Genomic DNA, 23,846 nt, shown 5'->3' with positions numbered 1-23,846 from the left:
GGCCCTTATACCTTCTCCTTTATCTGCCTAAGCTCTTCCTCGAGCAATGAGAGCCGTCTGTTGATGCTGTTTATCTGGGTTTGAACATCATTGTTGGATGTTTGGCCTGCATTGTCTCCACTTACTTTATCTGCCGCCGTTTTAATTACTTTCGTGAGGTCATCTTTATTGAACTTCAATTCTAATCCCCCTTGCCTGTTTTTTGGGGATATTCCCGGACAGCTGCTTTATCAAACACATCAGGCTGTTTTGGTATAGGAATTCTTCTTAAATTACGCCTTGTTCCTTCAGCACCTGCCTGATCATTTCCTTATGGCTGTCCGGATCGAACCAGGAATTATTCACCACAGCCTTTTTCAGATCAAGCTGCTTCATCGTGTCCAGCTCCAGCTGCTTCCTTGCATCCAGTACCTTCAGCGTTCCCTCCAGGCCTTTCCATCCGCGGCTGAGTCCGTACCCTTGGCCAGTGTAATATTCGGTGAAGCCCTCGAACCACTCTGCCGGCCTCTCTTTCACAGCCTTTCTGAAGGCTGACTCAGGATCGTCCTGCTCCAGATAAATAAGAAGCGGATCAAGTTCTTTAATCGTTTCGCCAAGCCGCTTAACATAAGCCATGATTTCATTTGCCGGCTCATTGTACTTGATCATCCCGATGGTTAAAGGATTCTGAATGAAGCAGCATTCGAATATATACACCGCATCTCCATTTGCTTCTTCTGCAAAGCTGAGCCAGCTGGCCTCCATCAGCTCCATATGCAGCTTCATAGGCAGTTCGTAAATATCAGTCCGGATAATAGGATCCAGCAGGCCTTCAGGAAATGCATCAGGATATTTCCGTTTCATTTTTTCATATAGAACTAGATAATAGCCATTCTTTTTGATTGTATGTTGTTTAATAAGTTCTCCTTGGCCGCCTGCTTCCTTCAGCAGTTTCTCCATCTCTGCTTCCGCCGCATAAGCGACTCCATCATAGTCGGCAGGATGGTCGAGATTGCCTTCCAGAAATAATCTGGTCTCCAGCCCTGCCTCATCGAGTATCTCTTTTGTATATCTGGCAGTTGTTGACTTACCGAAGCCGGGAAGCCCCTCAACGAGTATTAGTTTGGCTTTCATTCTTTGCACCTCTATTGTCTTGGGATAAACTTTTGCTTTCTTCTAATTCGCCGCCAGCTGGCGTATTTCCTTTTTCAGCAGGCCTTTGGGAGCAGGTTATTTTCCAGGTTATTGGAAAACCTATTCTTATATCATTGATAAGAGGGTAAAAAAATGCAGTCATCATTCGTTATATTTTTCATTATTGCAGGGCTCGTCCTTGGAGTCTGGAGAAGCTTTGCACAATACTACAGCACGCTCTTATTCTGGATTATTGCCAATCTTGCTTATGAGCTTCTCCTGTATAATTATCGGGTCTGGGAATTCAAGCCTGTTTGGATTGATCATTTATTATTGCCTACTCACAATTCCATTTCGATGGCGATTGCTTTTATTATTTACCCTTTCGTCCTGCCCATTTTTCTCGGGCGGCTTCCGGAAAAGCTGAAGGCACAGGCTGGCTGGATTCTTCTTTGGTCAATCTTGTTCACTGGTGTGGAGCTCATCGCCTATATAAATGACAGCATTATCCATCATCATGGCTGGTCCTTCCGCTGGTCCTTTTTGTTCAATATCGTGACCTTCACACTTCTGATTGCCCATTATCGCAAGCCATGGCTCGCCTGGCTCCTTGGCGGGATTTTTATAGCAGCTCTCTATCTTATATTTGATGTTCCGACTCCCTATTAAGGAAAACGGTATGCAGTTTAGTTTATTAAATATAGTGCGGAGGTTATAGTATATATACAGACTATAACGATAAGCGGTGAAAAAATGACAAACGAGTACAGCCAGTTAAAGCTCGAAAATCAGCTTTGCTTCCTTCTTTATGCTGCTTCAAGAGAGATGACCAAGCAGTATAAGCCACTTTTAGATAAGCTTGAAGTCACCTATCCTCAATACCTTGTCCTTCTCCTTCTTTGGGAAAAGAAAAGCCTGACCGTGAAAAAACTTGGGGAGCTTCTCTACCTCGATTCCGGCACCCTTACTCCCATGCTGAAGAGGATGGAGCAGCAGGGGCTCCTGAACCGGGAAAGATCTGCTGAGGATCAGCGCTCTGTATTTGTGACACTGACAGAAAAAGGAATATCTCTTCAGGGTCAGGCAGAATCCATCCCTGGGAAGATCTTCGAAATGAGCGGCGCAAACGAAGAGGAATACAACTCGCTGAAAACCTCCCTTCTGCAGCTTTTACAGATCCTTCATCATAAACATGAGCAATAAAAAAGGATGCCAGCCAAGCGGGCATCCTTTTTTATTTTACTGAACTACTTCAAGCTGAACTTCAATATTCCCATTCACAGCTTTTGAATATGGGCAGACCCCATGTGCTTTCTCTACCAGTTCATTCAGTAGGCTGTCCTCGATGCCTGTTCCTTTCACCTGCAGAACAACCCCGAGCTTAAAGCCTTGATCGCTTTCGTCTTTTAAAAGACTAACATTTGCAGTCACTTCAGATTGAAAAGAGACTCTTTCTTTCCTTGCAACCATCTGCAGCGCACTGTCAAAGCAGGCTGCATAGCCGGCCGCAAACAGCTGCTCAGGATTTGTAGCTTCAGGAACTTCCTTTTTTCTTGGAGTTCCGGGCATCGCTACATCCAAAGCCAAATTCCCTTCTGCTGATGAAACCCGGCCTTCTCGTCCGCCAACTGCTGTTACTGATGCTGTGAATAATGGTTTTGTCATGTGAATCACTCCTACATTTTAGTTGTGTACAATTAAATTTTATAAAATCAATAACGAAATATCAATGTTTTTGCTCAAAAATAAAAACCACAGCAGGCACTGTGGTTTTGGAATGATATTAATCCGCAAATCTTTTAACAAGTACATATTGGATGATTGGATACGTAATATAGGCGATGCACAAAGCGATAAAAAGTGTGTAATTCTCTCCCTTGCTGACAAGGAAGAAGTCGATGATCCATAACAGCATTAGTGCCGCTAATACAACATAATAGCTGACTCTGGCACTGTCCTTAATGATTTGCCTGCCCATTTCATCTTTCTGAACTTCCTTCCTCGTTCCCCATGTGATGAACTGGACCCATCCAATCAGCAAGGCGATGATCACGAGCAGCTCTGCTGACCCAATAGATGCTCCATCAATTTTAATATAACTGATGAAGGTTCCCCCAAAATAAAGTGTTGCCGCTATCAGTAATACGAGCGCTGCTATTTCTTTACCTTTCATCTCTCATTCCCCCTGCTCCTAAAATGGAATAGCTGATCCACTGTCATGCCAAGGGACTCTGCCAGCTGAAAGGCAAGTGCAAGGCTGGGATCATATTTATTGTTCTCGATTGCATTAATCGTCTGGCGTGAAACGCCGCATGCTTTAGCCAGCTCTTCCTGGGAAAGGCCGCTGCTTTTTCTCACTTCTTTGATTTGATTTTCCATTCACACCACTCTGCCGTATTTTTGTCAAACATGTTTTACATTTACAGAATAACATGACAGGATTTTACATGTCAAACATGTTTTACATTTCCCTAAAATAAAAAAGAACCGCAGAGGCTCTTTTTCACATGAAAGAATACTTATTAGATATATCCTGTCTTTTCAAGCATTTTCCGGGCTGTACTATTCAGTGATGGAAGGGAGTGCAGGGGGAAGTAGGCCAGCTCCAGGCTTTCTCCGTCTTTTTTTAAGATGCCCTCTATGTCAACCGCTCTATAGACTGCCGTTGCATTATAAATTTCATCTCCATGGGGAAATTGATAATAAAACTCTTTCCCTGAGACGAGCGACAGCAGCTCCAAAGATTGGGCCGTTAAGCCCGTTTCCTCGTAAAGCTCTTTCCGTGCCGTCTCTTCAAAAGAATCGCCCAATTCCATCCCGCCTCCAGGAATCCCCCAATCCAGTGTATCTGACCTCAATTGAAGCAGAATCTCTCCCTTATCATTGAGAACGATGACCGCTGAACCGGGAGCAATGATTGGCTCTGTACCGATATATTTCCGTAAAGATTGAATATAATTCATAGGAACTCCTTTAGAAAGACTGGAATTGACGAATATCAGAAATGATGTTCTTTAACAGATCGATAGATTGGATGGGATCACCGCTAAGTTCCAGGCTGTGATCGCCTCCCTCCACTACTTTAATAGAAAGATTGGGATTCCCTTTAATCCTTTCAATCCGTTCCCAAGTGAAAAAAGGATCCTGATCCCCAATGATACAGAGCCCTTTATGGCTGCCCGCCGCCAGGCTAGTCAATACAAACTCTTTTTGAAGCAAAGGGGTCAGCCATACTGCTTTCGCATCCAGAAAGCTTTGATCCTTCAATAGATAAGGCAGTGCCATGGTTCCTATCGATTTAGCAGCTATATAAAAATGGTCATACCCTTTATTTTTCAGTGCATCTTCAATCGCAGGCCAGACCGCTTCAGCCAGGCCTTCTCCAGATAAGGCCATCTGCTCTTCACGATTAAATGTGTAGTTGAGATGAAGAACATCGAAGCCCTTGGAGTAAAATAACCCTGTACAAAAATGAAGCAGCGGAGCCTGTGCCGTATACCCTGCCCCCGGCAAAATAATCGCCAGGCTATCAGCCGTTTCTTTTTGCTCTATTAATCTGGAAGAAATTTTAGCATGATTTACTTTGTTTGCTGTCATATTTGACACTCCTTCGGACGCTGTAATTTTTACATAAATAATCGCTCTATCTGCTGACCCTCAGCCGAAAGGCTCTCTCTAATAGAAAAAGATAGCCAGAATAATAAACAATAAGAACGTAAAAATAACCCCAAACAACAGCTGCCATACTAATTGCCTGAACTTTTTATCGTCTGTTTGAGCTTCTTCCCCGTCCTTAAGAAGAGATAAAATACCAGAGGTGAACATGGCATCCCAAAGCTTCCAGGTTTCCCGCTTTTTCTCATTCATAGCCTTCACCCTTTCTAAAAAGTACAGAGGATCTTTCAGCCCATTTATTCTGTCTTTGCCTCCATAAAAACATTCCCGTTCAGCTGATATTCTTCAATTAGGTCATCAGACAGCCTGATGGCTTCCTTCCAATTGTCTGCCGGAGCTGCAATCATCATTCCTTCAGAACCAGTCCAAACACCGTCCTTATTGAATTTTTGAATTGTAAGCCGGCTAAAGGACTTGGCAGCATGAATCTGGCCAAAAGGAATGATTTCAGTATTTGAAATGCCATTCTTGTGAGGGAAGTGGACATAGGATACGTGTGCAGAATTGTTTTGATCAAATTTCAGCTCCAATTTCCTGTCCTCGGGCGGCACAGAAATGCTTTGCCCCTCAATCTCAATCGTTCCTTCAAAGATTCTATCCCCAGTCATTGTAAAGCGCTGCTGCCCGTCTATTTTAATATTAACTTTCTTTCCATTCTCAGCTTCTCCCAACTGGTAAATCAATCCGGTCAGATCCCTATGAATGTTTTTCGGAGAATAATACCAAAACGCAATACCCAGTATGGCAATTACAGCCGCGAGGAAGTACTTCTTCATCGAAACCCTCCCATATAGCCAGGTTGATATCTTACTTCTATAAGTACTTCTTGAATCCCTTGCTCACTGCCCCGTCAAATCCCTCATGTTCAAAAAACTGATGGGCCATTTGCCGCTTGGAGCTGCTTAACAGCATAATTCTATGGCAATCCAGCGATCTGCAGTAATTCTCTGCATATTGCAATAGCTTCTGCCCAATCCCGCAGCCGCGATGATGTTCATGAACCACAAAGTTCTCAATTACGCCATAAGGCCTTAAGCCATGCAAGGCCTGCAGACATATATTGAGTGTCAGCGTTCCGAGAAGGATTCCTTCTTCATCGTAGACAAGCAAAAAATTATTGGGGTCAGTTTTAATTGTCTTAATTTGTTCTCCCAAAACATTCCTTTTCCTGCTATGAGGAACCAGCATTCCATAAAGTTCGGAAATTTGCTTCTGATCGGCTTCTTCGGCTTCACGGATCAAAGAGCCCTGCCTCCCTTTTAAAAAAATATCAGTTAATGGAGAGATTCTATCCCCCCCTATCACCTTATTCAAGCAGCACGCCTATTCATCACAAGCTGATAACTATAGAAAAGCAGGCCAATGATGTACAGGCCAATCAGGCTGAAAAAAGAAACTTCATTTAAGTAACCAAGCAGTGCCAGTGTAATGGTGCCAATGGAATATAGCCCAATCATTAAATTGAATGCTTTGGATTTTGCCTTTTGGACGATTTTTTCACTTCCTTTGTCCTTTTCTTTCAAAGTTTCAAATCTTTTATCCATAATGAACATAATGCCTGCAAACAAAAGCATGATCCCAAGGAAACTGACTGCGATTGGAACTAAATCCTTCCTTGTAAATGGTATGTTTAGAACGTCTGCTCCAATGATTCCGAAGATTATTCCCATAGCTGTAAAAATAAAGCCGGCCGCAGCAAGGAACCATGGCCATATCAGCCTCTTCATAGCACAACTCCTTTATACAAGTTTCCATAATTATACATTCGCGTTCCAACTCTGTAAACTCACAAAAAACGAAGACTGCTTCTTTAGCAGCCTTCGTTTTTTTTCGTTCATTATTCTGGGATATATGGCAGCTCCAATGTCTTCGGGATATTGATGACATGCACTTCGAGATAGGATTTCAGCCCTTCTTTGCCGTATTCGCGGCCCACACCGGACTGCTTTACGCCTCCGAAAGGAAAGCGGACATCAAGTCCCTGTACGGCAGCGGTATTGATCATTGTGGTGCCGGCCTCAATCCTGCGTGCAACCTTGATCGCTTCTTCTTCATCTCCCCAGACAGAGCTGGTCAGTCCATAAATGCTTTCATTATGAAGCTGGATCACCTGCTCTTCGTCATCATAGGGAATGATCGGGACAGTCGGCCCGAATTGCTCTTCCACTACGATCGGGTCATGCGGATCTGCACCGAGGACCAGTGTGGGCTGAAGGAAGTAGCCGTTGTCCATCAGATCCGGGTCAAGGATTTTGCCGAGCTGGATGACTTCTGCACCCTTGCTCCTTGCATCCTCAACCAGACTTTTCACATACTTCACCTGTCCAGGGTTATTGACCGGCCCGACGGTTACTTTCGGGTTAAATGGATCACCAACCCGGATCCATTTATCTGCGGCTTCCCTGTATTTCTCCACGAAACTTTTATAAATGGATTGATGCACATACACTCTTTTGGCAATCATGCAGATCTGGCCTGACGTCAGGAAGTTGGAGATGACCATACGGCGCATCGCCTTCCCATCATTAACATCAAAGCTTGGCAGCACGATGGCAGCATCATTCCCGCCCAGCTCAAGTGTCATTTTCTTGATCGTCTCAGAGGCAGCCTTCATAATGCTCTTAGCTGTTTTAGTTCCGCCAGTAAACGCAATTTTTGCTACCTTTGGATTGGATGTAAGCTCAACCCCGACATCTGCCTCCCCATGAACAAGATTAAGGACCCCCGGCGGGAATTCGGAAGCAATGATCTCCACCACCCGGCTGACAGCAAGGGGCGCAAATGGGCTTGGCTTCAGCACCATCGTATTTCCTGTCAGCAGTGCAGGGGCTATTTTAATCGTTGATAGCGATATCGGATAATTCCACGGCGTGATGGCTGACACCACGCCGATGGGATCATAGGTAATAAGGGTTCTTCCGTTGTCATGCTCCTTCACCTGCGGTTCTGTTACCTCTTTTACATTCTGGCAGGCAAATTCCATCCACATCAGGGAAACGGCAATCTCCCCTTTCGAATCCCACAGTGCCTTGCCATGCTCCCGCGACAACAGCTCCGCAATTTCCGGGGTGGCATCTTTGATTTTCCGGATAGCGCGCTCCATACGTTCGACCCGGTCTTCTACCTTGCTGACTTTCCACCCGCTGAATGCATCGTAAGCCGCATCAATGGCCTTGATAGCTTCTTCCTTTGTATTTACAGGTGCATATCCTGCGATTTCCTCCGGATGGGCAGGATTTTCACGGGGAAAGTTTTTCCCAGTCGGTGTTTTCTCTCCATTTATGATTGCATCAATCTTTACTGGCTCCCTGTTCATCAAAGCATAGCCTCCCATAATCATAGATAAGCCTTAGTATGATGAAATCTTCAAGGATATATTCCCAAAATTTGAAAAAGCAAGGAACCGGAGTCCCTTACCTTTATCCCTTTGTTTTCAGCTTTTCCAGCTCAAGCTCCACTTCATCTGCCAGATACGGGCTGACAGACGGTTTATAAGCATTAGCAGAGAGCAGCCGCCCTGCCTTTATATAAGATTCCTGTTCAAGTACCTTTTCTTCCATTCTGGCAAACCCGCTAAGAGCCTGTTCCGCCTTAAAGGAAACTGTGCTTTCCTGTATGTTCCTGATGGCTGCTGCAGCCTGATAGCGGGCTGCCAGCTCATTTTTCTTCAGCTTCAGCTCTTCATATTGCTGGTGGAGCCATTCAAGCTGCCCTGCCAGTTCATTTGTTTTTTCCTGAATCATTTCATATTGCTGGACGTAGACCGAAAGTTTCCGCTCGCTGACGATCTTCTCCTGCAAGGCAAGCTTTGCAATATCTTCCTCACCCTTTGATACGGCCAGTTCCGCCTGTCTGTTGCGCTTCTCTGCTGTTTCCTGTTCCGATGCAATCAGTAACGAGTATTTCTGTTCAACAGCATACTGCTGGGCCATTGCCTGCTTTCCTTTTTCCAGCTGTTCCTCCACTTCCCTTATATACTGCTTCAAAAGGCTTATTGGATTCTCCATTTTATCAACTGCATCATGCAAGTCAGCAGTAACGATGCGTTTCATTCTTTTTAATACGCCCATTTCTCCTATTCCTCCATTTTCGTTTTCTTTTCCCACTCATCCAGGAAGTCTCTGTTTCCCTGAAAGACGGTGCTTGTCCATTCATATGAAAAAGCGGCTGTCTCCTCATTTCTGCGGATTTTATAGATCGTGTACAGTCCAATGAGTGCCACTGGAATGAACACAATCTCAGGAAGGAGCAGGAATAATCCCAGACCCGCGAGAAGTATGCCAGCCCATTTCTTCAGCCCCCCATTCCGGGCCGTTTTCCATAAAAGAAAGCCTGCTGCAATCAAAAGCAGCTGCAGGATAACCGCCATAAAGCTTCCTGCCTGCATCCAGGAGTGAGGCTGCGCGGCTGATGTAAACTCGATCACATGCTGGTGGAATCCGCGGCCCCGGTGATGAGGAGCAAAGTGGATCTGACCCTCTGCTGCCATCGGCCTTGAAGCTTGTCCATAGAACCAGCCCTCTGCTGATTTATAAATGGCGTATACTCCGGCAGCACCGATAGCGCCTCCGATAAGCATCTTCATTTTCATTTTCTTCACCTCCTTGTTAGTTGATGGCTGCAAAGAGAATATTAAAGTGCTTAGGAGAAAATCTGGTGAAAAAAACAGATTTTTTCAGGAGATATAAAAAAGACCAATCTGGTCCTTGTTCTTCTCGCAAACGCATAAATACAAGATATATTTTTCCTAAAGCAATAGTCTTATTCATTAGTTTCAGGAATATCTTTTTCCCAAAAGAAAGAGAAGGAGGCACAAAATGAAAGCCATCATAAGCGAAAAATATGGCTCGCCCGAAGTACTAAAATTAGCAGAGATTGATAAGCCCGTTCCTGGAGATGATCAGGTCCTGGTTAAGATACATGCTGCTTCCATCAACTTTGGCAATTTGGTTTTATTGAAAGGGGAGCCGTTTCTTGCGCGTTTTGCCTTTGGGCTTTTCAAGCCGAATTACCTCATACCCGGCGGTGATATGGCCGGGGTGGTAGAAGCAGCAGGTAAAAAGGTTAAACAGTTCAGGCCTGGCGATAAAGTGTTCGGCGATCTTTCGGGGAGCGGCTGGGGCAGCTTTGCGGAATATGCTGCTGTTCCGGAAAGTTCATTAGCGCTGATGCCTGCAGGAATATCCTTCACGGAAGCAGCCGCTGTGCCGATGGCAGCTGCCACTGCCCTGCAAAGCCTGCGTGATAAGGGAAAGATTAAAAAGGGGCAAAAGGTGATGATATACGGAGCATCCGGAGGTGTCGGAACATTTGCCGTACAGATTGCCAAATCCTTCGAAGCTGAGGTAACCGGGGTGTGCAGTACAGGGAATATAGATATTTTACAGGCGCTTGGCGCTGACCGATGCATCGATTATAAGAAGACAGACTTTACTGTACTCAATGATCAGTACGACCTGATTCTTGGCGTGAACGGGTCTAATTCAATAAGGACGTACAGGCGTTCATTGCGGCCAGACGGGCAGTTTGTCCATGTCGGCGGATCAGGCAAGCAGATGTTTCAAGCTTTGATGATGGGTCCGTGGGTTTCCTTAACAGGAAGACAAAAGGTGGGCAGTTTTCTTCAAAGGCACAATCAGAAGGACCTGATATTTTTGGCCGATCTTATTGAAGAAGGCAAGGTGCGGCCAATCATTGACCGCATCTATAGTCTTGAAGACGTTCCGGAGGCATTCCGGTACTTTGCTGAAGGGCATGCACGGGGAAAGGTCGTTATATCTATGTCCCATTCCCCCAGTGCATGATTACTCTTAGAAGTCCAGGCCTTTCCTGCTACTGAATGGAAGCCGATATTTCTTTCATTTTCCTCACCACCAGCGGATAAAAGCCTTTCTTGGCGTCCTCAGTGGAATTCCCGCCGAAGAATTCTGTTCCGGGACATGTCTTGACTGCATGTCCGCTGCTTTTGTCCAGCACTTTCTCACCGGTGTTAATATCCCACCAATGATGATAGGTGATGGTGTCCACTGATGGGGAAAGGCCGTATTTGAGCATAAGCAGGGCTGTAACTGCAGTGATGGTTTCCTTTTGCTCTTTTGTCATTTTGTTTTTGTCAAAATTGCCGACATTTTCGATTGCTATGCTATCTGCTTCAATCCTGTGCATGGCGGCTTTATTCTGCAGTCCGAATGACCCTTCAGGTGCAGTATTGAAGGACCGCCCGACAGCTACTTTTCCATCCGGGAAAGTGGTCAGATGCTGGCTGATATCACTCCAGCCCATTCCTGTCACATGATACTCTTTCATGCCTTTCAGCATGGAAAAATGGTTGCTCCCGTTGAATTGCTCGTAGGAAGGCTGAAATGTATGATGCTGCTGGACCTTGCCGACCTTCCTTGTGAATTTCTGATTGAAGATCCAGTCCTGGAATTCTTCTCTTGTCATCAGGACAAACTGCCCTTCCATTTGAAGTTTCTTCGGCGGTATTCTCAGTTTCTGCCCCGTATAAATCCGGTCAGTTGCAAGCCGGTTCACTTTCTTTATGGCCGCGGCATCAGAGCTGAAGCTTTGTGACAGCTTCCATAATGTATCTCCGGATTTCACCTCATACACGATGGGCACCCGCAGTTTCTGGCCCGGCAAAAGAAGGGACGTCTGCAGCCCGTTGATTTTCTTTAATTCTTCAGTTGTTGTCTTATAAATTTCCGATATTCTCCACAAGGTATCCCCCCGCTTTACATCGTACATGTTTCGGGGATTATTCGCTGCACTGGCGGGGGCAGCCAATGCCGAGGCTGATAGAAGAACGCTAAGTAAAACAGCTAGTTGTTTTTTCATCTGTGATGTCCTTTCATTGTGATTCCATCCTGCTATTAGTTTGGTTGTCAGCAATGAAATTATTCCCGCCAGCTCTCCCCGCTGCACTGTATACAAATAAACCCCCGCCGCAGGCGGCGAGGGTTTATTCTCTGTTATCCAATTTTGACAATCGGCTTGATCGCAAGGCCTTTTTTAGAATCTTCAAAGGCCTGGTTGATGTCGCTGAAGTCATAGAATTCCACTAGTTTGTCGAATGGGAACAGGCCATTTTTATAATAATCGACCAATTGAGGGATGAATAATTGCGGCACAGCATCTCCTTCGATGACGCCGACCATGGTTTTCCCTTCTGCCATGATTTCTTCATGAACATTGATTTCCATTTCCGGCGTCACACCGACGATTGCCAGCGTCCCAAGCGGACGGAGAGCCCGAAGCCCCTGGCGCACCACAACCGGAACTCCGGTGGTTTCAAGTCCGTAATGCACTCCGCCATTTGTAATTTCTTTGATGCGTTCAACAACATCTTCGTTTTTGCTGTTGATGACATGTGTAGCTCCAAGCTCTTTTGCTTTTTCGAGGCGGCTGTCATGGATATCAATGGCGATGATATGCCTGCATCCGGTTATTTTGGCCGCCATGATGCCGCTCAAGCCTACTGCCCCTGTGCCGTAAACAGCAATGGATGTTCCAAAATCCGGTTTCAGGCGGTTCAATACTGTTCCGCTTCCGGTTTGGATGCCGCATCCTAAAGGTCCAAGCAGTGCCAGATCAACATCTTTGTCGACCTTAACGACATTTCGCTCATTGGCAACTGCATATGTACCAAAGGAAGATTGCCCAAAGAACGTAGAAAGGTTGCGGTCATTCTGATGCAGGCGATGGGTTTCGTCTTCCATTTTGCCGCCGAAGTTAAGATCATTGAATTCGGTGCAGACTGTCGGGTGGCCTGTCAGGCAGTTTTCACAATGCCCGCATGAGGCAAAAGAAAGCACAACATGGTCTCCCGGCTCGATTGTTTTTACGCCGGCGCCTACTTTTTCTACAATCCCGGAACCTTCATGGCCCAGTACAACCGGATAAGGAGTCAGGCCCAGATCACGAGCCACTGCATCTGTATGGCAGACGCCGGAAGCAATGATTTTAATCAGGACTTCATTTGCCTTTGGTTCAGCCAGTTCTACTTCTTCAATCTTGAAGTTTTCTCCCTGGCCATGGGTGACAGCTGCTTTAATCTTCATAAGAAGTTCATCTCCTAAAATAAATGGTATATATCTCCACCTCAAAGTATCCAGTTCAGACTATTACCTTTTGTCACATCTATATTTTAAAGTACAAAACACCGATCCCTAGTTATTTCGAAATACTAAAAAAAGCAGGTACTCATGTACCCGCTTTTTAGTATGGCAGTTAAAGAACCATTTCAATCATACTTAATTGTTTTTTTCAAATGGTATCACGACACGGAATTCTGTTCCTTCCCCAGGTTCGCTTTCCACAGTGATCCTCCCTCTATGAACATCTGCAATCCACTTGGCGATTGAAAGCCCGAGCCCGTGTCCGCCTTCCTTTCGGCTCCTGGCTTTATCTGCCCGGAAGAAGCGGTCAAATACCTGGGCCTGCTCCTCCCTGCTCATGCCCATCCCCGTATCTTTTACCGAGAGAACAAAAATGCCTGACTGCTTCTCCCGCTTCACACCGAGATTCACGCTGACTTCTCCCCCAGAGGGGCTGTACTTGATAGCGTTATCCACCAGAATATATAAGAGCTGGACAAGCATCCCGCTGTCAGCATGGACCATTACCTGTTCAGGAGCGTGGAGTGAGAGCCTGATCTGTTTTTCAGCCGCAAAACTTTCAAAAGAATCAAGGACCTGCGCGCCCAATGGACGCATATCCTCCCATTTCCGTTCCAGCACTGCACCATCAGCAGAGTCAGATCGGGCCAGGGTCAGGAGGTCATTGATCAGCTTAGTCATCCTTTTTACTTCATGCTTCAGTCCATTCATCATTTTCCTTGTAAAAGGATCCGGATCCTCCAGCTCCATTTCAATCGCTTCAACCGAAGAAAAGATAACACTCAGCGGGGTCCGGAGTTCATGGGAGGCATTCGCCACAAATTCACGCTGCTGATTATACGACTTCTCAATCGGGATAAGCGCCCTCCTTGACATCATCCGGCTGAGCCAGACACCAATGCCGATAAAAACAGCGGCCAGGCTGCTTAAAACGATGACCACCCATTTAAAAATGGTATTTAAATTAGATATATCCAATCCGATATACATCATCCCGGCTGCCTGTCCATTTATAATGACCGGCCTTGCAAGCATAAGGACCCTGATGTCAAAGTCCCTGAACTGGCTGTAGTCGGCATCATCTTCGGGAATCTGGAGTGTCTTCTGCCTGATTTCACTCTGGCCGGGGGTCCAGTTTTTTACAAGGTCCAGAAACAATGGCCGCAGCGGGCCAAAACTTTCATTGGCACTGACCAGGCTGCCATCCCCGGCAGCAACATAATAAAACAGCTGATTCTCACTGAGAAACACCTGCTTGTCTCCTTCCCTTTGCTGAGGCCTGTGCCGGCGGAAGCCATCCTCCTGAAACTCATTTGTTTCCCGGTTAGCCAGCTCCGTAATTTTCCGTTCCTGGTCGGCATAGATGACACCGTATAAAATAAAGAGGACAATGATAACAAATATAATCAGAAAAAGAGTGATGATGCCGCTGTAGAACAGTGTCAGGCGAAGGCTGGTCTGGCCGAACACCTCCTGAGGCAGCTTCTTTTTCCATCTATCCAGGAAAGGTCTAGGCTTCAATTTTATACCCCACTCCGCGGATGGTTTCAATGAGGCTGTTTGTACCGTGCTTATCTATTTTCTTTCGCAGCAGCTTGATGGTCGCATCAATCGTTTTCATTGAAACATCTGATTCAATGCCCCATATCCGGTCCAAAATCATCTCTCTTGTCAGGACCTGCCCTTTATTGCGCAGGAGCATTTCAAGAAGCTGGTACTCCCTCGGGGTCAGGAAGATTTCTTCTCCGTTCAGGAACAGCGTATGGCTCGTCCGGTTCAGCTCAAGACTTTTCCATTGGATAACATCCTCCTGAAGCGGAGCAAGCATCCTCCGCGATAAAGCCTTCAGCCGGGCTGCCAGCTCATCAATTTCAAACGGCTTAATCAAATAGTCGTCAGCGCCTGCTTCAAGCCCTTCGACCCTGTCAGAGACTGCATCCCTCGCAGTCAGCATTAAAATGGCACCGCTGTATCCTTCCCGGCGCAGCCGGCGGCAGACGGAAATGCCATCTCCATTCGGCATCATCCAATCCAGGATGAGCACATCATAATAGGAAGCCTTTGCATATTCATAAGCATCCTCGCCTTCCATCACCCAATCTGCTTTTCCAAACCCTTTCTTCTTCAGCAAATGGACGATCAATTCACCAAGATATTCATCATCTTCTGCAAGCAGTATTTTCAATATGTCCACCTTCCCGCAATTCTGTATGATTAAGATACCATACGTAGGTGAAAAACGAGTGAAAAAATCAGCCTTCTCCATCTGCCTCATTGTCCAAAAGAAAAAAGACTCTGCTTATGAGTCTTTCTGCTTTCAACTATTATGTTTTGAGCTGCTAGCTTAACAGTTTTCCGAAAAAAACGATATAAGTTAAGAATCCTGAAAGTCCCAGTGTTATTGCAAGTGAAGCAACACTCCTCACCAGTCCCATCCTGTTCTGGATGCCGCCAAATCCCATAACAGCTACAACAAAGGCCGCCAGAGTAAGGTAAAGCAATATTTCGAGCGGGTCAAGGCCGAAGAGGGAATCATCGATCGGTCCTGAAAAAGCAGCCTCCATAAACAGCAGGAAACAAATGATAGAGAAAATGAAAGACCAGACATTCACTTTTTGCATATAAACCTCCCAATTAAGAACATTGCAAGCTTGCCGTTATGGGGTTACACACAACCATATCCTTATATTACCAAAAATTTTTAAAAAAATAAAAAAAAAAAATCCTTTCATATTTTTAATTCTATTTTATTTTCACCTGTTTTTCACCAAGGTTCCCTATAGTAAAGCATGTACACAGCAAGACGATCCAAAATTCTAATAAAAAATGGAGGTATTTATTGATGAAGAAAAAATGGGCTGGATATGCACTTACAGGAGCATTGTCGCTAAGCCTCATTGGCGGAACGGCATTCAAGGCAATGGCCGCAGAGGAAAGCGGGACAGGGAATGCACCTGCTTCTCTTTTAGAAAAGGCCGGACAAGTATTGGATGACAGCACCAAGGCAAAGGTTCAGGCGATCATGGACAAAATGAAAGAAGAACTGGCTGCGATCGGTGTTGAACTTCCTGCAAAAAGAGAAAAAGAGGACCTTTTTGCTAACCTTGATGAAGAGACAAAAGCAAAAGCTCAGGCTATTCAGGATCAGGTTATGGCTGGCTCCCTCGCCCGCGAAGAAGCTAATGAGCAGTTAAAGGCTCTCGGCATCACTCTTCCTGACCATCATGGCAAAGGAGGTCCTTTCGCGGATCTGGGTGAAGAAACGAAAGCTAAAGTACAGGCCATTCAAGATAAGGTCAAAGATGGCTCACTTACTCGTGATGAAGCTAATGAGCAATTGAAGGCTCTTGGCATCACTCTTCCTGGGAGGCATGGCAAAGGAGATCCGTTCGCTGATCTCGATGAAGAGACGAAAGCTAAAGCCGGGAGCATTATGGATTCTGCCAAAGAAGAACTGGAAGAGCTTGGTGTAGAGAAGCCTCTGATGGGCGGACACAAATTTTAATAGTGCAGGGACCTTCATACGGAGGTCCCTCTTCTTTTTAAAAGCAGGAATTCACTCTGCTCAGAAAGAAGAGAGAGTGTGATAGCTAATTAAGGGGGAAGCTTTATGAGGAAAGAAGATATTATTGAAGAAAAATCAAGTTTCATTAACTGGGTGAACTCACTGGCACAAATGGATGAAGAACTATGGTTCCTCCCTTTCCGGGAAGGCTCCTGGGGAACAGCCGATGTGGTTTCCCACTTTATTACCTGGGATCGATTTGTCATCAGCCGGCGTATGCCTGCCCTGCTGAGCAAAGAGGAAATTCCTTCTGAAAAAATTGATGCAGATGCAATGAATATGGAAGCGGGACAATACGCGAGGTCAGGCATCAGCAAAAAAATGCTGATCAGTGAGTTTGCTGAGGCAAGAAAAGAGCTTCTCTTACTTTTGGAAAAACTGGAGCCGGAAAGATTTCAGGAGCTGTACCCAGGGAGGGACATGACAATCGGCCAATACTTTGCCGGATTGATTGAGCATGACCACAAGCATAAGAAGGAAATTGAGGATCATTGGGAGCGTTATGTGAAGCAGACCAGCCGGCAATAGGCCAGTCTGCTTTTTTTATAGTGAATCTTTGAGAGTTGATCATGAAGAAGATTAGACGTCTATAAACTTAATCACTCTCGCCGGGTTTCCGCCTACTACAGCATTATCAGGCACATCCTTTGTTACAACTGCACCTGAGGCGATGACTGCATTGTCCCCAATCTTTATGCCCGGATTAATGACGGCCCTGCCCCCGATCCAGACACTATTTCCGATGGTGACGGGCTTCCCGAATTCCGGACCGGCATTCCGCTCTTCCGGATGCAGCGGATGCCCTGCTGTATAGATATGTACACCTGGAGCCATAAAGCAGTTATCGCCGATATTCACTTCACACACGTCCAGGATGACACAGTCAAAATTCGCATAAAAGTTTTCGCCAACCTTGATGTTATAGCCATAGTCACAGCGGAAGCTTGGTTCAATATAAAGCTTCTTCCCAGTCGATCCCAACAGCTCTTTTAAAAGTGCTGCCCGTTTCTTCTCTTCAGTTTCTTCTGTCAGATTGAACAGCCGTGTCAGTCTGCGTGCATTGGCCCTTTCTTTTACAAGGATTGGATCTGCCGCATCATATAGCTCACCTGCAAGCATCTTTTCTTTTTCAGACAGCATATTAGTGGTACCCCTTCCAGATTGAGAGTTTACCCTTATTCTACTTGCTCTTTGGGCAAGGAGCCAGTTGCATCAGGTTGCAGATTAGCCAATTTTCCCAGTGTATGCTACCATTTATCCAACAAACTGATAGTGTGGTGATTGAGGATGGACAATGGGCAGCCTACAAAGGATTCTAAGTATATCCAGCAGCATTTGGCCAATGAGCGGACCTATCTGGCCTGGGTCAGGACAAGCATCACAATTATAGGAGTCGGCTTCCTTATCACAAATCTTCACTTTTCCACTCTGCCGGCTGCTTCGATGATAGGAGACGCCCTGGCGCAGATCATCGGGCTTGCCTCCATTATTGTGGGTATATTGACGATCATCATGACGACAATCGGCTACTTCAGGAAAGGGCATGAAATCAGCAGCCAATCATTCAGGTTTTCCAGAAGGATGATTGTTCTCCTCTCAGCTCTTTTGCTGCTCATCTTCGCCGTGTTCGGATTTTATTATATGTTCGTTTGGGGAATTCTTTAAAGCAATCAAAAGCCTGGCACTCATCTTGTGCCAGGCTTTTTTGTTTATTTCACCCATTTTTCAAGCAGCGGGCCTGTATCTCCATAGACAGGGTCTGTTGCAGGCACCGGTACACTGCGGATATCTGAGAGTGCCTGCGCGCGCCCTCCCGGATCTTTCTTTTTCAAATCATGGCTCATTCCGTCCGGGTAGGCTCCAACAACCTCAAAGTCTTCTGAGCTGTCGACGTTTTTATGGCCTGTACCTGCAGGCAGCACAATGACATCCCCGGCTTTCACTTCAACTCTTTCTCCGCCGTCCCCGCCTAAGAGAATAGTAGCGCGGCCTGAACGGACACCGAGGACTTCGTGTGAGTTGCTGTGATAGTGATGGTAGTCGAACACTCCGCCTGTCCATGTGCCGAGCCAATTGTGGCGGGTGAATGTCCCCTCTATCGTATTGGCATTGTCACTGAAGATCCCTTCATAGATGATGACAGGCAGTTCCTGATTGTTCGGGATATCACCATTGTCCTGGAGAAAAAATGATCTGACTTGCGTTGCCATATGCATCCACTCCTTTGTAAGTTATAGATTTCGGGCGCTGAACGTATCGCCGCCCTCTATCGTTCCACTCTGGAAGCCCCTATTGAACCAGCGCTTCCTCTGTTCAGAGGTGCCGTGGGTAAAGCTTTCCGGAACTGCATAGCCCTGCGCCTTTTTCTGGATCGTATCGTCGCCGACTGCATGGGCAGCCTGGATTGCTTCTTCCAGATCACCTTGCTCTAAATAACCCATTCCCTGTGCATGATGCGCCCAAACGCCGGCATAATAATCAGCTTGAAGCTCAAACCTGACCTGATATTTATTGAATTCTTCCTGGCTGAGCTTTTGGCGGAGAGGCATAATTTCATCCGTAGTGCCAAGGAGCGTCTGGACATGATGGCCGACTTCATGGGCAACGACATAGGCCATGGCAAAATCGCCAGGCGCCTGGAATTTTTCCCGAAGCTCCCTATAGAAGCTTAAATCAATATAAAGCTTTTGATCTCCAGGGCAATAGAATGGACCGACCGATGCACCTGCTGCTCCGCAGGCAGACTGGACGCTGCCGGTATACAGAACAAGGGTAGGCTCCCTGTATTCCATCCCCTGCTCCTGGAAAATCTCACTCCAGACTTCCTCTGTATCCGCCAGCACGACTGATACAAAATCGGCCAGTTCCCTTTCCTCGGCCGTTTCTTCATAAGGTGCAGGCGACTGTTCCCCACCGGTCATCCCCAGACCGCCGAGAAGCTCGCCGGGATTGCCTCCCAATAGTGTAATAATCAGGACAATGACAATACCTCCGAGACCTCCCCCGACGAGCGTTTTGCCGCCCATTCCCCTTCTATCCTCAACATTGGAGCTCGCTCTTCTTCCCTTCCATTTCATGGTTTATCCTCCCTGCTGCCATTTTCTTTCGCAAGAATCATATCTTTTAGTCATATACCCGCACAGGACAGGAATTATCTCCATTAAGGGCCGGAATTTTTTACATATAGGAAAGGCATGATCATCCTGTTTCTATCATATAAATGGATATTTACCGATTCAGGAGGCCGTATTATGCAAAAACCTTTTGTAAGGCCCTATTTGACCACCCATAGCCTGCAGCCTGAGAATCAGGAATCGCCCATTGAGTTCATTTCAGGCAGGAGAGTCGGCAATTCGCTTTTTTACCGGAGAAATCATTTTGCCTATCCTTCGCTTTCAGCATCTGCCTATTGGCTGCCTGTCAATGGGTCAGTTTCTTCACCCCGGCTCTATTCCCTGACCGAATTGATGAATCTCCCATCGAGGACCGTGACCGCCGTTTTGGAATGCGCCGGGAACAAGAGGAGCCTTTTTGAACCCAAAACCTTCGGTGAGCAATGGGAAAAAGGCGCGGTCAGCCAGGGGAGCTGGAAGGGCGTTCCGCTTGCCTCCCTCCTCGAGGGTGCAGGCATCCGGAATGGAGCGGCAGAAGTCATCTTTGGGGGCTATGACTTTGGAGAAAGAACCGATTCTGACGAGGTATATTCGTTTACAAGAAGCCTTCCGCTGGAAAAAGCCCTGCATCCGGATACACTGGTTGCCTACGAATACAACGGAAAGCCGATCCCTTTCAAGCACGGCTTTCCACTAAGACTTATCGTTCCCCAGTGGTACGCAATGGCTTCCGTAAAATGGCTCAAGAGCATCACTGTTGCAGATGCCCCGTTTACAGGACCTTTCCAGACAATCGATTATGTCTATTATCCTCATAGAGAAAAGGATGAAGGAGCAGCGCCAGTAACGAAGCTCCATGTCAACAGTTCCATCCGCCATCCATTGGACGGACAGATTCTTCAAACCGGGAGCCATCCTGTCAAAGGCATCGCATGGACCGGTAAAGGGAAAATCGAAAAAGTGGAGGTAAGCACTGACGGCGGTGAAAACTGGAAGGAGGCAAGACTTGAAAGCCCGGCAGCAAGCGGGTATGAGTGGCAGCCTTGGGTGTATGATTGGAAGGCCGGTAAAGGAGAATATACTCTTATGTCCAGAGCGTATGATACACATGGCCGTGTACAGCCGGCTTCCCCATTTTGGAATAGGAAGGGGTATGGGTATCATGCGATTGATATGGTGAGTGTTAAGGTGGAGTGAAATAATAGCCAGGCACCGATGAAAGGTGCCTGGCTATTATCATGGCAGTTCTACAGTAAAAGCTTCAAACATTTCCGGCTCAGGCATGACAAAGGCTTTGAAAATCAGTTCCTTACTCCCAGCTGCCTTAAATACTTGTTTATATAGGTTTCCTTTCACCCTTTCAGCAAACGGTTCCTTCTCAATTGTGAGGTTTTCTCCATCAGCCGTCTCAAGAATTGTAGGATTTCTCGTCAGCTGGTCATCATAGGCAAATTCGCTGTCTACTTCGAAAAATATGGTGGTGCTTTGCTTTGTCCGTTCTATGTCCGTTACCGTTATTTTGTCTCCCCCTCCCTGCTCGAGTATAGCTGGAAGACCTCCTTCACTAAGAGGAATCATTACCTCTTCAGGGGCGCTATGCTGAGCCGGCAGCGTATAGGGGATGATGCTCAAGGATTTAGTCCCCTCTTTTACCGGAGAGTATAACATACTAAGCGTTGCCTCCTCCTTTCCGTCCACAGTATCGCCATGCCCGCTTCCCGACATCTGCCTTAGCGCCAACCCCTGATTATCCACAATATTGAAGTGCAAATCTGTATAAGGATCCAGCTTTGTTTGTTCCAAATCAGCTGTCAGACTGACAGAAAGATCCGTACCAGCAGGGCCGATCTTAACTGAATTCACATTCACTTCCATCCCTTGAATGTTTTTGGTTTCTTTAGGCCGGATAACCGTCACTTCGCCGGACTGTTTGACCGGGAATTCAAATTCCCACTTCCCCGGCATCAGACCGACTGCATCCACCCTGAACTTCATGGTGAACTCCTCCGGAAGCTCTTCGGTCGGATTAATATCCAGAATCCCCTGGTATTTTGCCGGTGTAACAAACTCCCCTGAAGAGCCTGAGCTAAAGTTGATTTCATTGCCATCCACATAAATAGCCGGCCGCTCCATTTCCCCAATCGCTAACAGAGATTCATGTGTAAACCCAAAGGCCAGCCTGGTTCCATCATAAAAGACTTCATTTATGGTTAAAGTGATGCCTTTATCTGTTGCCGATTTGCCGACCACCTGGGTAAGACCTTTTGCCCCGGCAATTTCCAGCCCTTCATCTCCCGAACCGCTGAAAAAGGTGCCCACAACCGGGATTTCGGAAGCGATTTTTGCAATAGCAGGAGAATATATAGCCGAACCGATAAATAAGGCAAACCCTGCAGCAGCTGCGCTGGTTGTGTAAAACGCTTTTCGCCTTAACGTTCCTTTAATTCTGGTTTCCCTTACGGCCTTGCTGATAATTTGATCCAGCTCATCTTCAGGCACAGCAATTTTTTTCATTTCAACCTTAAATTGAGGAAATTCGCTATTCATTAACACACTCCTCCTTCATTTTCACCCGCAGCTGTCCTATTCCGCGATGGATATTTGTCTTAACGGTGCCTTCCGGACATTCCAGCAATTCAGAGCTGTCGCTTTCCGGCATATAGGGAGAGGTCCTATCTTCCAGTACTTCTCTTTCCATCGGGATGACCCGGCTTTTCTTTTTCAGCAGGTCCTTACATGTATTAATCAGGATCCGCGCCAGCCAGGTTGAAAAATACTGTTCTTCCCTTAATTGCTGAATCGATACGAGGGCTTTATATACCGTCTCCTGGAAGGCCTCCAGGGCATCCGCCTCATTTTTCATATACAAGTAAGCCATCTTATACAGCTTCTCTTTCTCTGCCTCCAATAAATCCTGGAAGGCCTTCTTATTTCCCTTTTTCGCCTGCTTCACTTTTTTTATATCCACGCCTGCCCCTCCTTTCTTTCTGCTTGTTAGAGTGCTGGGGGGTGGGAAACGTTTCAGTTGCCTGACTATTTTCGAGTAAATATTTCTTTACATGAACATACTTAAAGGCCTGGCTTATGCCAGGCCCCTCTTATAAAATATCGCGCTGCTGCTCCCGCTGCTTTTTCCAGAGAATAGCTACTGCGGGCAATATGATGATCACTCCATAAGTAAAGAAGAATTGAGGCTGCGGATGATCAATTGCCAATGCGTTTCCGAGGAGCATCCTTTGCGCCAGCAGCCAGCAGACACATGCAAAAATCGGGAACTGGAGGCCGATGACGCTGATGTAATTTTTGCTGATGCTTGAAATGAATATGGCACAAAGAGCGGTGGACAAAGCCAGGATATAGGTTAGCCCGATGACAATCAGTATAAGCTGCCAGAAAGTAAGGTTGTACCAGTATGGATACCCAAGAAAGCTGTTGATATCACTGTTCAAAAAGATTGTAATATTATTGGTAAAATATAACCCGTAATAGACACAAAGAAGGACTGTTGCAATGATGAATGCTGACAGGACGCCTGCCGCTGCCTTCTTTATAAACAATTTTCTCCCAGCCCTGGAGGTATACTGCAGATCAATCATACGGTTCTTATAATCTCTGATCGTAATAGGGAGAATCATAAAAAGAATGCTCACCAGGATTGTTAGGCAGATATTTTGGCTGATGCTGTGAAAATTATCACCTACAGGATATGCCGGGAAAATGGAACGGAAGGATTCATCCTCTAGCAGATCATTGATCCTTGCTTCCTGCCTTTCAGACGGCTTACCTGAAATATAGCCGTAACCAAAGTCTGTGCCGGCAGAATCCATATCTTCCATGATGCCTTCCCGCGTCTGAATTTCCCAGCCTATCTCCTTCTCAGAGAAAAGCTTGTCGTACAATTGTCTTTCAGGGCTGCTTAAATCATTCTTATTATTTAATTCTACTAATTCTGCGTACGAAGCAACATCAGTTTGCTGCGCTTCGTCAAGCTTCTGTATATAGGCGTCTGCACGGTCCAATGCCTCCTGGTATGCCTGCTTGAAATCATCATACTCTTTTTCATCCAGCTTTCTTCCGTAATCTTCTATCATCTCACTGCTGATTTCATAATAATCTTTGGCTGGACGGCCATTTGCAAAATAAGAAATATCGAAGTCTATAAAAATGTAGTACATCAGCAAATTAATTAAGACAAGCATGATTAGCATGATTGGTCGGAAGATCTTTTTCATTTCCTGCCAGATAATTCTCAAATCCCGGTTC

32 protein-coding genes are annotated in these 23,846 nt (G+C 46.1%); 7 read left to right on the top strand and 25 right to left on the bottom strand.

Translation table 11 applies throughout. From position 1 onward, the window contains the following. Positions 1-5 precede the first annotated feature (5 nt). Together N288_RS24985 and N288_RS02320 are read right to left on the bottom strand one after the other, a co-directional pair. Positions 6-179 (bottom strand): hypothetical protein, encoded by a 174-nt coding sequence (locus N288_RS24985; RefSeq protein ID WP_009792415.1) that lies wholly within the window; start codon positions 177-179, stop codon positions 6-8. 88 nt (positions 180-267) lie between these two features. Beyond that, positions 268-1,113 carry a P-loop NTPase family protein gene (locus N288_RS02320; protein ID WP_009792416.1) on the bottom strand — a complete coding sequence of 282 codons (846 nt, stop codon included), beginning with the start codon at positions 1,111-1,113 and terminating at the stop codon, positions 268-270. A gap of 153 nt (positions 1,114-1,266) precedes the next feature. Between N288_RS02320 and N288_RS02315 the strand changes: the two genes are divergently transcribed. Next, entirely contained in the window at positions 1,267-1,782 is a 516-nt protein-coding gene (locus tag N288_RS02315) for a CBO0543 family protein (protein WP_009792417.1), read from the top strand. A gap of 84 nt (positions 1,783-1,866) precedes the next feature. Beyond that, positions 1,867-2,316 carry a MarR family winged helix-turn-helix transcriptional regulator gene (locus N288_RS02310; RefSeq protein WP_009792418.1) on the top strand — a complete coding sequence of 150 codons (450 nt, stop codon included), beginning with the start codon at positions 1,867-1,869 and terminating at the stop codon, positions 2,314-2,316. Positions 2,317-2,352: 36 nt separating this feature from the next. Here N288_RS02310 and N288_RS02305 read toward each other — a convergent pair whose 3' ends face one another. The 12 genes from N288_RS02305 to N288_RS02250 all read right to left on the bottom strand — a co-directional run bounded on the left by N288_RS02305 (position 2,353) and on the right by N288_RS02250 (position 9,379). Next, positions 2,353-2,778, bottom strand: coding sequence for an organic hydroperoxide resistance protein (locus N288_RS02305; RefSeq protein ID WP_009792419.1), 426 nt, complete (start codon positions 2,776-2,778; stop codon positions 2,353-2,355). 118 nt (positions 2,779-2,896) lie between these two features. Beyond that, positions 2,897-3,286 (bottom strand): hypothetical protein, encoded by a 390-nt coding sequence (locus N288_RS02300; protein ID WP_009792420.1) that lies wholly within the window; start codon positions 3,284-3,286, stop codon positions 2,897-2,899. Beyond that, positions 3,283-3,492, bottom strand: coding sequence for a helix-turn-helix transcriptional regulator (locus tag N288_RS02295; protein WP_009792421.1), 210 nt, complete (start codon positions 3,490-3,492; stop codon positions 3,283-3,285). Before N288_RS02295 ends, N288_RS02300 begins: the two co-directional genes overlap by 4 nt. A gap of 143 nt (positions 3,493-3,635) precedes the next feature. Continuing rightward, positions 3,636-4,076, bottom strand: a complete 441-nt coding sequence (locus N288_RS02290; protein WP_009792422.1) for an NUDIX hydrolase — start codon at positions 4,074-4,076, stop codon at positions 3,636-3,638. Positions 4,077-4,086: 10 nt separating this feature from the next. After that, the gene (locus N288_RS02285; protein WP_009792423.1) at positions 4,087-4,710 is read right to left on the bottom strand and encodes an alpha/beta family hydrolase; all 624 of its coding nucleotides are present in this window, start codon (positions 4,708-4,710) and stop codon (positions 4,087-4,089) included. 78 nt (positions 4,711-4,788) lie between these two features. Beyond that, a complete protein-coding gene (locus N288_RS02280; protein ID WP_009792424.1) occupies positions 4,789-4,980 on the bottom strand; it encodes a hypothetical protein in 192 nt (63 codons plus the stop codon). 44 nt (positions 4,981-5,024) lie between these two features. Next, entirely contained in the window at positions 5,025-5,564 is a 540-nt protein-coding gene (locus tag N288_RS02275; RefSeq protein WP_009792425.1) for a hypothetical protein, read from the bottom strand. A 37-nt stretch (positions 5,565-5,601) separates the two neighbouring features. Continuing rightward, the gene (locus N288_RS02270) at positions 5,602-6,030 is read right to left on the bottom strand and encodes a GNAT family N-acetyltransferase (RefSeq protein ID WP_022543296.1); all 429 of its coding nucleotides are present in this window, start codon (positions 6,028-6,030) and stop codon (positions 5,602-5,604) included. Between the two features lie 68 nt (positions 6,031-6,098). Beyond that, the gene (locus N288_RS02265; protein ID WP_009792427.1) at positions 6,099-6,515 is read right to left on the bottom strand and encodes a hypothetical protein; all 417 of its coding nucleotides are present in this window, start codon (positions 6,513-6,515) and stop codon (positions 6,099-6,101) included. A gap of 110 nt (positions 6,516-6,625) precedes the next feature. Continuing rightward, the gene (locus N288_RS02260) at positions 6,626-8,104 is read right to left on the bottom strand and encodes an aldehyde dehydrogenase family protein (protein ID WP_022543295.1); all 1,479 of its coding nucleotides are present in this window, start codon (positions 8,102-8,104) and stop codon (positions 6,626-6,628) included. A 103-nt stretch (positions 8,105-8,207) separates the two neighbouring features. Then, on the bottom strand, positions 8,208-8,858 hold the full coding sequence (locus N288_RS02255) for a PspA/IM30 family protein (RefSeq protein ID WP_022543294.1): 651 nt from the start codon (positions 8,856-8,858) through the stop codon (positions 8,208-8,210). 5 nt (positions 8,859-8,863) lie between these two features. Then, positions 8,864-9,379, bottom strand: coding sequence for a hypothetical protein (locus tag N288_RS02250; RefSeq protein WP_009792430.1), 516 nt, complete (start codon positions 9,377-9,379; stop codon positions 8,864-8,866). 226 nt (positions 9,380-9,605) lie between these two features. Here N288_RS02250 and N288_RS02245 point away from each other — a divergent pair, with 226 nt between their 5' ends. Further along, positions 9,606-10,592, top strand: a complete 987-nt coding sequence (locus N288_RS02245; protein WP_009792432.1) for an NAD(P)-dependent alcohol dehydrogenase — start codon at positions 9,606-9,608, stop codon at positions 10,590-10,592. Positions 10,593-10,620: 28 nt separating this feature from the next. Here the strand turns inward: N288_RS02245 and N288_RS02240 are convergent, their stop codons facing one another. The 5 genes from N288_RS02240 to N288_RS02220 all read right to left on the bottom strand — a co-directional run bounded on the left by N288_RS02240 (position 10,621) and on the right by N288_RS02220 (position 15,526). After that, complete coding sequence (locus tag N288_RS02240; RefSeq protein ID WP_009792433.1) at positions 10,621-11,535, bottom strand: peptidoglycan recognition protein family protein; 915 nt, start codon at positions 11,533-11,535, stop codon at positions 10,621-10,623. 224 nt (positions 11,536-11,759) lie between these two features. Further along, on the bottom strand, positions 11,760-12,848 hold the full coding sequence (locus tag N288_RS02235; protein ID WP_009792434.1) for an NAD(P)-dependent alcohol dehydrogenase: 1,089 nt from the start codon (positions 12,846-12,848) through the stop codon (positions 11,760-11,762). Between the two features lie 192 nt (positions 12,849-13,040). Further along, positions 13,041-14,426: a sensor histidine kinase gene (locus N288_RS02230; RefSeq protein ID WP_009792435.1), complete on the bottom strand. Its 1,386-nt coding sequence runs from the start codon at positions 14,424-14,426 to the stop codon at positions 13,041-13,043. Continuing rightward, a complete protein-coding gene (locus N288_RS02225) occupies positions 14,416-15,090 on the bottom strand; it encodes a response regulator transcription factor (protein ID WP_022543291.1) in 675 nt (224 codons plus the stop codon). Before N288_RS02225 ends, N288_RS02230 begins: the two co-directional genes overlap by 11 nt. Before the next feature lie 154 nt (positions 15,091-15,244). Further along, a complete protein-coding gene (locus N288_RS02220) occupies positions 15,245-15,526 on the bottom strand; it encodes a hypothetical protein (RefSeq protein WP_009792437.1) in 282 nt (93 codons plus the stop codon). Between the two features lie 221 nt (positions 15,527-15,747). Here N288_RS02220 and N288_RS02215 point away from each other — a divergent pair, with 221 nt between their 5' ends. Both N288_RS02215 and N288_RS02210 read left to right on the top strand, forming a co-directional pair. Beyond that, the gene (locus N288_RS02215; RefSeq protein ID WP_009792438.1) at positions 15,748-16,410 is read left to right on the top strand and encodes a hypothetical protein; all 663 of its coding nucleotides are present in this window, start codon (positions 15,748-15,750) and stop codon (positions 16,408-16,410) included. A 105-nt stretch (positions 16,411-16,515) separates the two neighbouring features. Next, complete coding sequence (locus tag N288_RS02210) at positions 16,516-16,998, top strand: DinB family protein (RefSeq protein ID WP_009792439.1); 483 nt, start codon at positions 16,516-16,518, stop codon at positions 16,996-16,998. Positions 16,999-17,049: 51 nt separating this feature from the next. Here N288_RS02210 and N288_RS02205 read toward each other — a convergent pair whose 3' ends face one another. Then, entirely contained in the window at positions 17,050-17,610 is a 561-nt protein-coding gene (locus N288_RS02205) for a maltose acetyltransferase domain-containing protein (protein ID WP_009792440.1), read from the bottom strand. 147 nt (positions 17,611-17,757) lie between these two features. Here N288_RS02205 and N288_RS02200 point away from each other — a divergent pair, with 147 nt between their 5' ends. Next, positions 17,758-18,135 (top strand): YidH family protein, encoded by a 378-nt coding sequence (locus tag N288_RS02200; RefSeq protein ID WP_009792441.1) that lies wholly within the window; start codon positions 17,758-17,760, stop codon positions 18,133-18,135. A 44-nt stretch (positions 18,136-18,179) separates the two neighbouring features. Here the strand turns inward: N288_RS02200 and N288_RS02195 are convergent, their stop codons facing one another. Together N288_RS02195 and ypfJ are read right to left on the bottom strand one after the other, a co-directional pair. Further along, entirely contained in the window at positions 18,180-18,680 is a 501-nt protein-coding gene (locus N288_RS02195; RefSeq protein WP_022543290.1) for a cupin domain-containing protein, read from the bottom strand. Positions 18,681-18,701: 21 nt separating this feature from the next. Then, complete coding sequence (gene ypfJ / locus N288_RS02190) at positions 18,702-19,547, bottom strand: KPN_02809 family neutral zinc metallopeptidase (RefSeq protein WP_009792443.1); 846 nt, start codon at positions 19,545-19,547, stop codon at positions 18,702-18,704. A gap of 174 nt (positions 19,548-19,721) precedes the next feature. On the opposite strand from ypfJ, the gene N288_RS02185 reads away from it, so the two are divergent. Beyond that, positions 19,722-20,780, top strand: coding sequence for a sulfite oxidase (locus tag N288_RS02185; RefSeq protein WP_022543289.1), 1,059 nt, complete (start codon positions 19,722-19,724; stop codon positions 20,778-20,780). 39 nt (positions 20,781-20,819) lie between these two features. Here N288_RS02185 and N288_RS02180 read toward each other — a convergent pair whose 3' ends face one another. The 3 genes from N288_RS02180 to N288_RS02170 all read right to left on the bottom strand — a co-directional run bounded on the left by N288_RS02180 (position 20,820) and on the right by N288_RS02170 (position 23,836). Next, the gene (locus N288_RS02180) at positions 20,820-22,130 is read right to left on the bottom strand and encodes a DUF4179 domain-containing protein (RefSeq protein WP_009792445.1); all 1,311 of its coding nucleotides are present in this window, start codon (positions 22,128-22,130) and stop codon (positions 20,820-20,822) included. Next, on the bottom strand, positions 22,123-22,551 hold the full coding sequence (locus N288_RS02175) for a sigma-70 family RNA polymerase sigma factor (protein ID WP_009792446.1): 429 nt from the start codon (positions 22,549-22,551) through the stop codon (positions 22,123-22,125). Before N288_RS02175 ends, N288_RS02180 begins: the two co-directional genes overlap by 8 nt. Before the next feature lie 130 nt (positions 22,552-22,681). Beyond that, positions 22,682-23,836 carry a hypothetical protein gene (locus tag N288_RS02170; RefSeq protein ID WP_198018084.1) on the bottom strand — a complete coding sequence of 385 codons (1,155 nt, stop codon included), beginning with the start codon at positions 23,834-23,836 and terminating at the stop codon, positions 22,682-22,684. Positions 23,837-23,846: the final 10 nt, after the last annotated feature.

This window comes from Bacillus infantis NRRL B-14911, from assembly GCF_000473245.1.
Taxonomy (GTDB): domain Bacteria; phylum Bacillota; class Bacilli; order Bacillales; family Cytobacillaceae; genus Bacillus_AB; species Bacillus_AB infantis.
This window is presented reverse-complemented; position numbering and strand designations above follow the sequence as displayed.

Excerpts from the sequence above, each read along its gene's own strand:
- N288_RS02275 (WP_009792425.1), bottom strand. The coding sequence starts at position 5,564 with ATGAAGAAGTACTTCCTCGCGGCTGTAATTGCCATACTGGGTATTGCG.
- N288_RS02320 (WP_009792416.1), bottom strand. The coding sequence starts at position 1,113 with ATGAAAGCCAAACTAATACTCGTTGAGGGGCTTCCCGGCTTCGGTAAG.
- N288_RS02200 (WP_009792441.1), top strand. The coding sequence starts at position 17,758 with ATGGACAATGGGCAGCCTACAAAGGATTCTAAGTATATCCAGCAGCAT.
- N288_RS02215 (WP_009792438.1), top strand. The coding sequence starts at position 15,748 with ATGAAGAAAAAATGGGCTGGATATGCACTTACAGGAGCATTGTCGCTA.
- N288_RS02250 (WP_009792430.1), bottom strand. The coding sequence starts at position 9,379 with ATGAAAATGAAGATGCTTATCGGAGGCGCTATCGGTGCTGCCGGAGTA.
- N288_RS02290 (WP_009792422.1), bottom strand. The coding sequence starts at position 4,076 with ATGAATTATATTCAATCTTTACGGAAATATATCGGTACAGAGCCAATC.
- N288_RS02265 (WP_009792427.1), bottom strand. The coding sequence starts at position 6,515 with ATGAAGAGGCTGATATGGCCATGGTTCCTTGCTGCGGCCGGCTTTATT.
- N288_RS02195 (WP_022543290.1), bottom strand. The coding sequence starts at position 18,680 with ATGGCAACGCAAGTCAGATCATTTTTTCTCCAGGACAATGGTGATATC.
- N288_RS02245 (WP_009792432.1), top strand. The coding sequence starts at position 9,606 with ATGAAAGCCATCATAAGCGAAAAATATGGCTCGCCCGAAGTACTAAAA.
- N288_RS02285 (WP_009792423.1), bottom strand. The coding sequence starts at position 4,710 with ATGACAGCAAACAAAGTAAATCATGCTAAAATTTCTTCCAGATTAATA.
- N288_RS02300 (WP_009792420.1), bottom strand. The coding sequence starts at position 3,286 with ATGAAAGGTAAAGAAATAGCAGCGCTCGTATTACTGATAGCGGCAACA.
- N288_RS02280 (WP_009792424.1), bottom strand. The coding sequence starts at position 4,980 with ATGAATGAGAAAAAGCGGGAAACCTGGAAGCTTTGGGATGCCATGTTC.
- N288_RS02260 (WP_022543295.1), bottom strand. The coding sequence starts at position 8,104 with ATGAACAGGGAGCCAGTAAAGATTGATGCAATCATAAATGGAGAGAAA.
- N288_RS02180 (WP_009792445.1), bottom strand. The coding sequence starts at position 22,130 with ATGAATAGCGAATTTCCTCAATTTAAGGTTGAAATGAAAAAAATTGCT.
- N288_RS02255 (WP_022543294.1), bottom strand. The coding sequence starts at position 8,858 with ATGGGCGTATTAAAAAGAATGAAACGCATCGTTACTGCTGACTTGCAT.
- N288_RS02210 (WP_009792439.1), top strand. The coding sequence starts at position 16,516 with ATGAGGAAAGAAGATATTATTGAAGAAAAATCAAGTTTCATTAACTGG.
- N288_RS02205 (WP_009792440.1), bottom strand. The coding sequence starts at position 17,610 with ATGCTGTCTGAAAAAGAAAAGATGCTTGCAGGTGAGCTATATGATGCG.
- N288_RS02185 (WP_022543289.1), top strand. The coding sequence starts at position 19,722 with ATGCAAAAACCTTTTGTAAGGCCCTATTTGACCACCCATAGCCTGCAG.
- N288_RS02295 (WP_009792421.1), bottom strand. The coding sequence starts at position 3,492 with ATGGAAAATCAAATCAAAGAAGTGAGAAAAAGCAGCGGCCTTTCCCAG.
- ypfJ (WP_009792443.1), bottom strand. The coding sequence starts at position 19,547 with ATGAAATGGAAGGGAAGAAGAGCGAGCTCCAATGTTGAGGATAGAAGG.
- N288_RS02240 (WP_009792433.1), bottom strand. The coding sequence starts at position 11,535 with ATGTACGATGTAAAGCGGGGGGATACCTTGTGGAGAATATCGGAAATT.
- N288_RS02310 (WP_009792418.1), top strand. The coding sequence starts at position 1,867 with ATGACAAACGAGTACAGCCAGTTAAAGCTCGAAAATCAGCTTTGCTTC.
- N288_RS02305 (WP_009792419.1), bottom strand. The coding sequence starts at position 2,778 with ATGACAAAACCATTATTCACAGCATCAGTAACAGCAGTTGGCGGACGA.
- N288_RS02235 (WP_009792434.1), bottom strand. The coding sequence starts at position 12,848 with ATGAAGATTAAAGCAGCTGTCACCCATGGCCAGGGAGAAAACTTCAAG.
- N288_RS02220 (WP_009792437.1), bottom strand. The coding sequence starts at position 15,526 with ATGCAAAAAGTGAATGTCTGGTCTTTCATTTTCTCTATCATTTGTTTC.
- N288_RS02315 (WP_009792417.1), top strand. The coding sequence starts at position 1,267 with ATGCAGTCATCATTCGTTATATTTTTCATTATTGCAGGGCTCGTCCTT.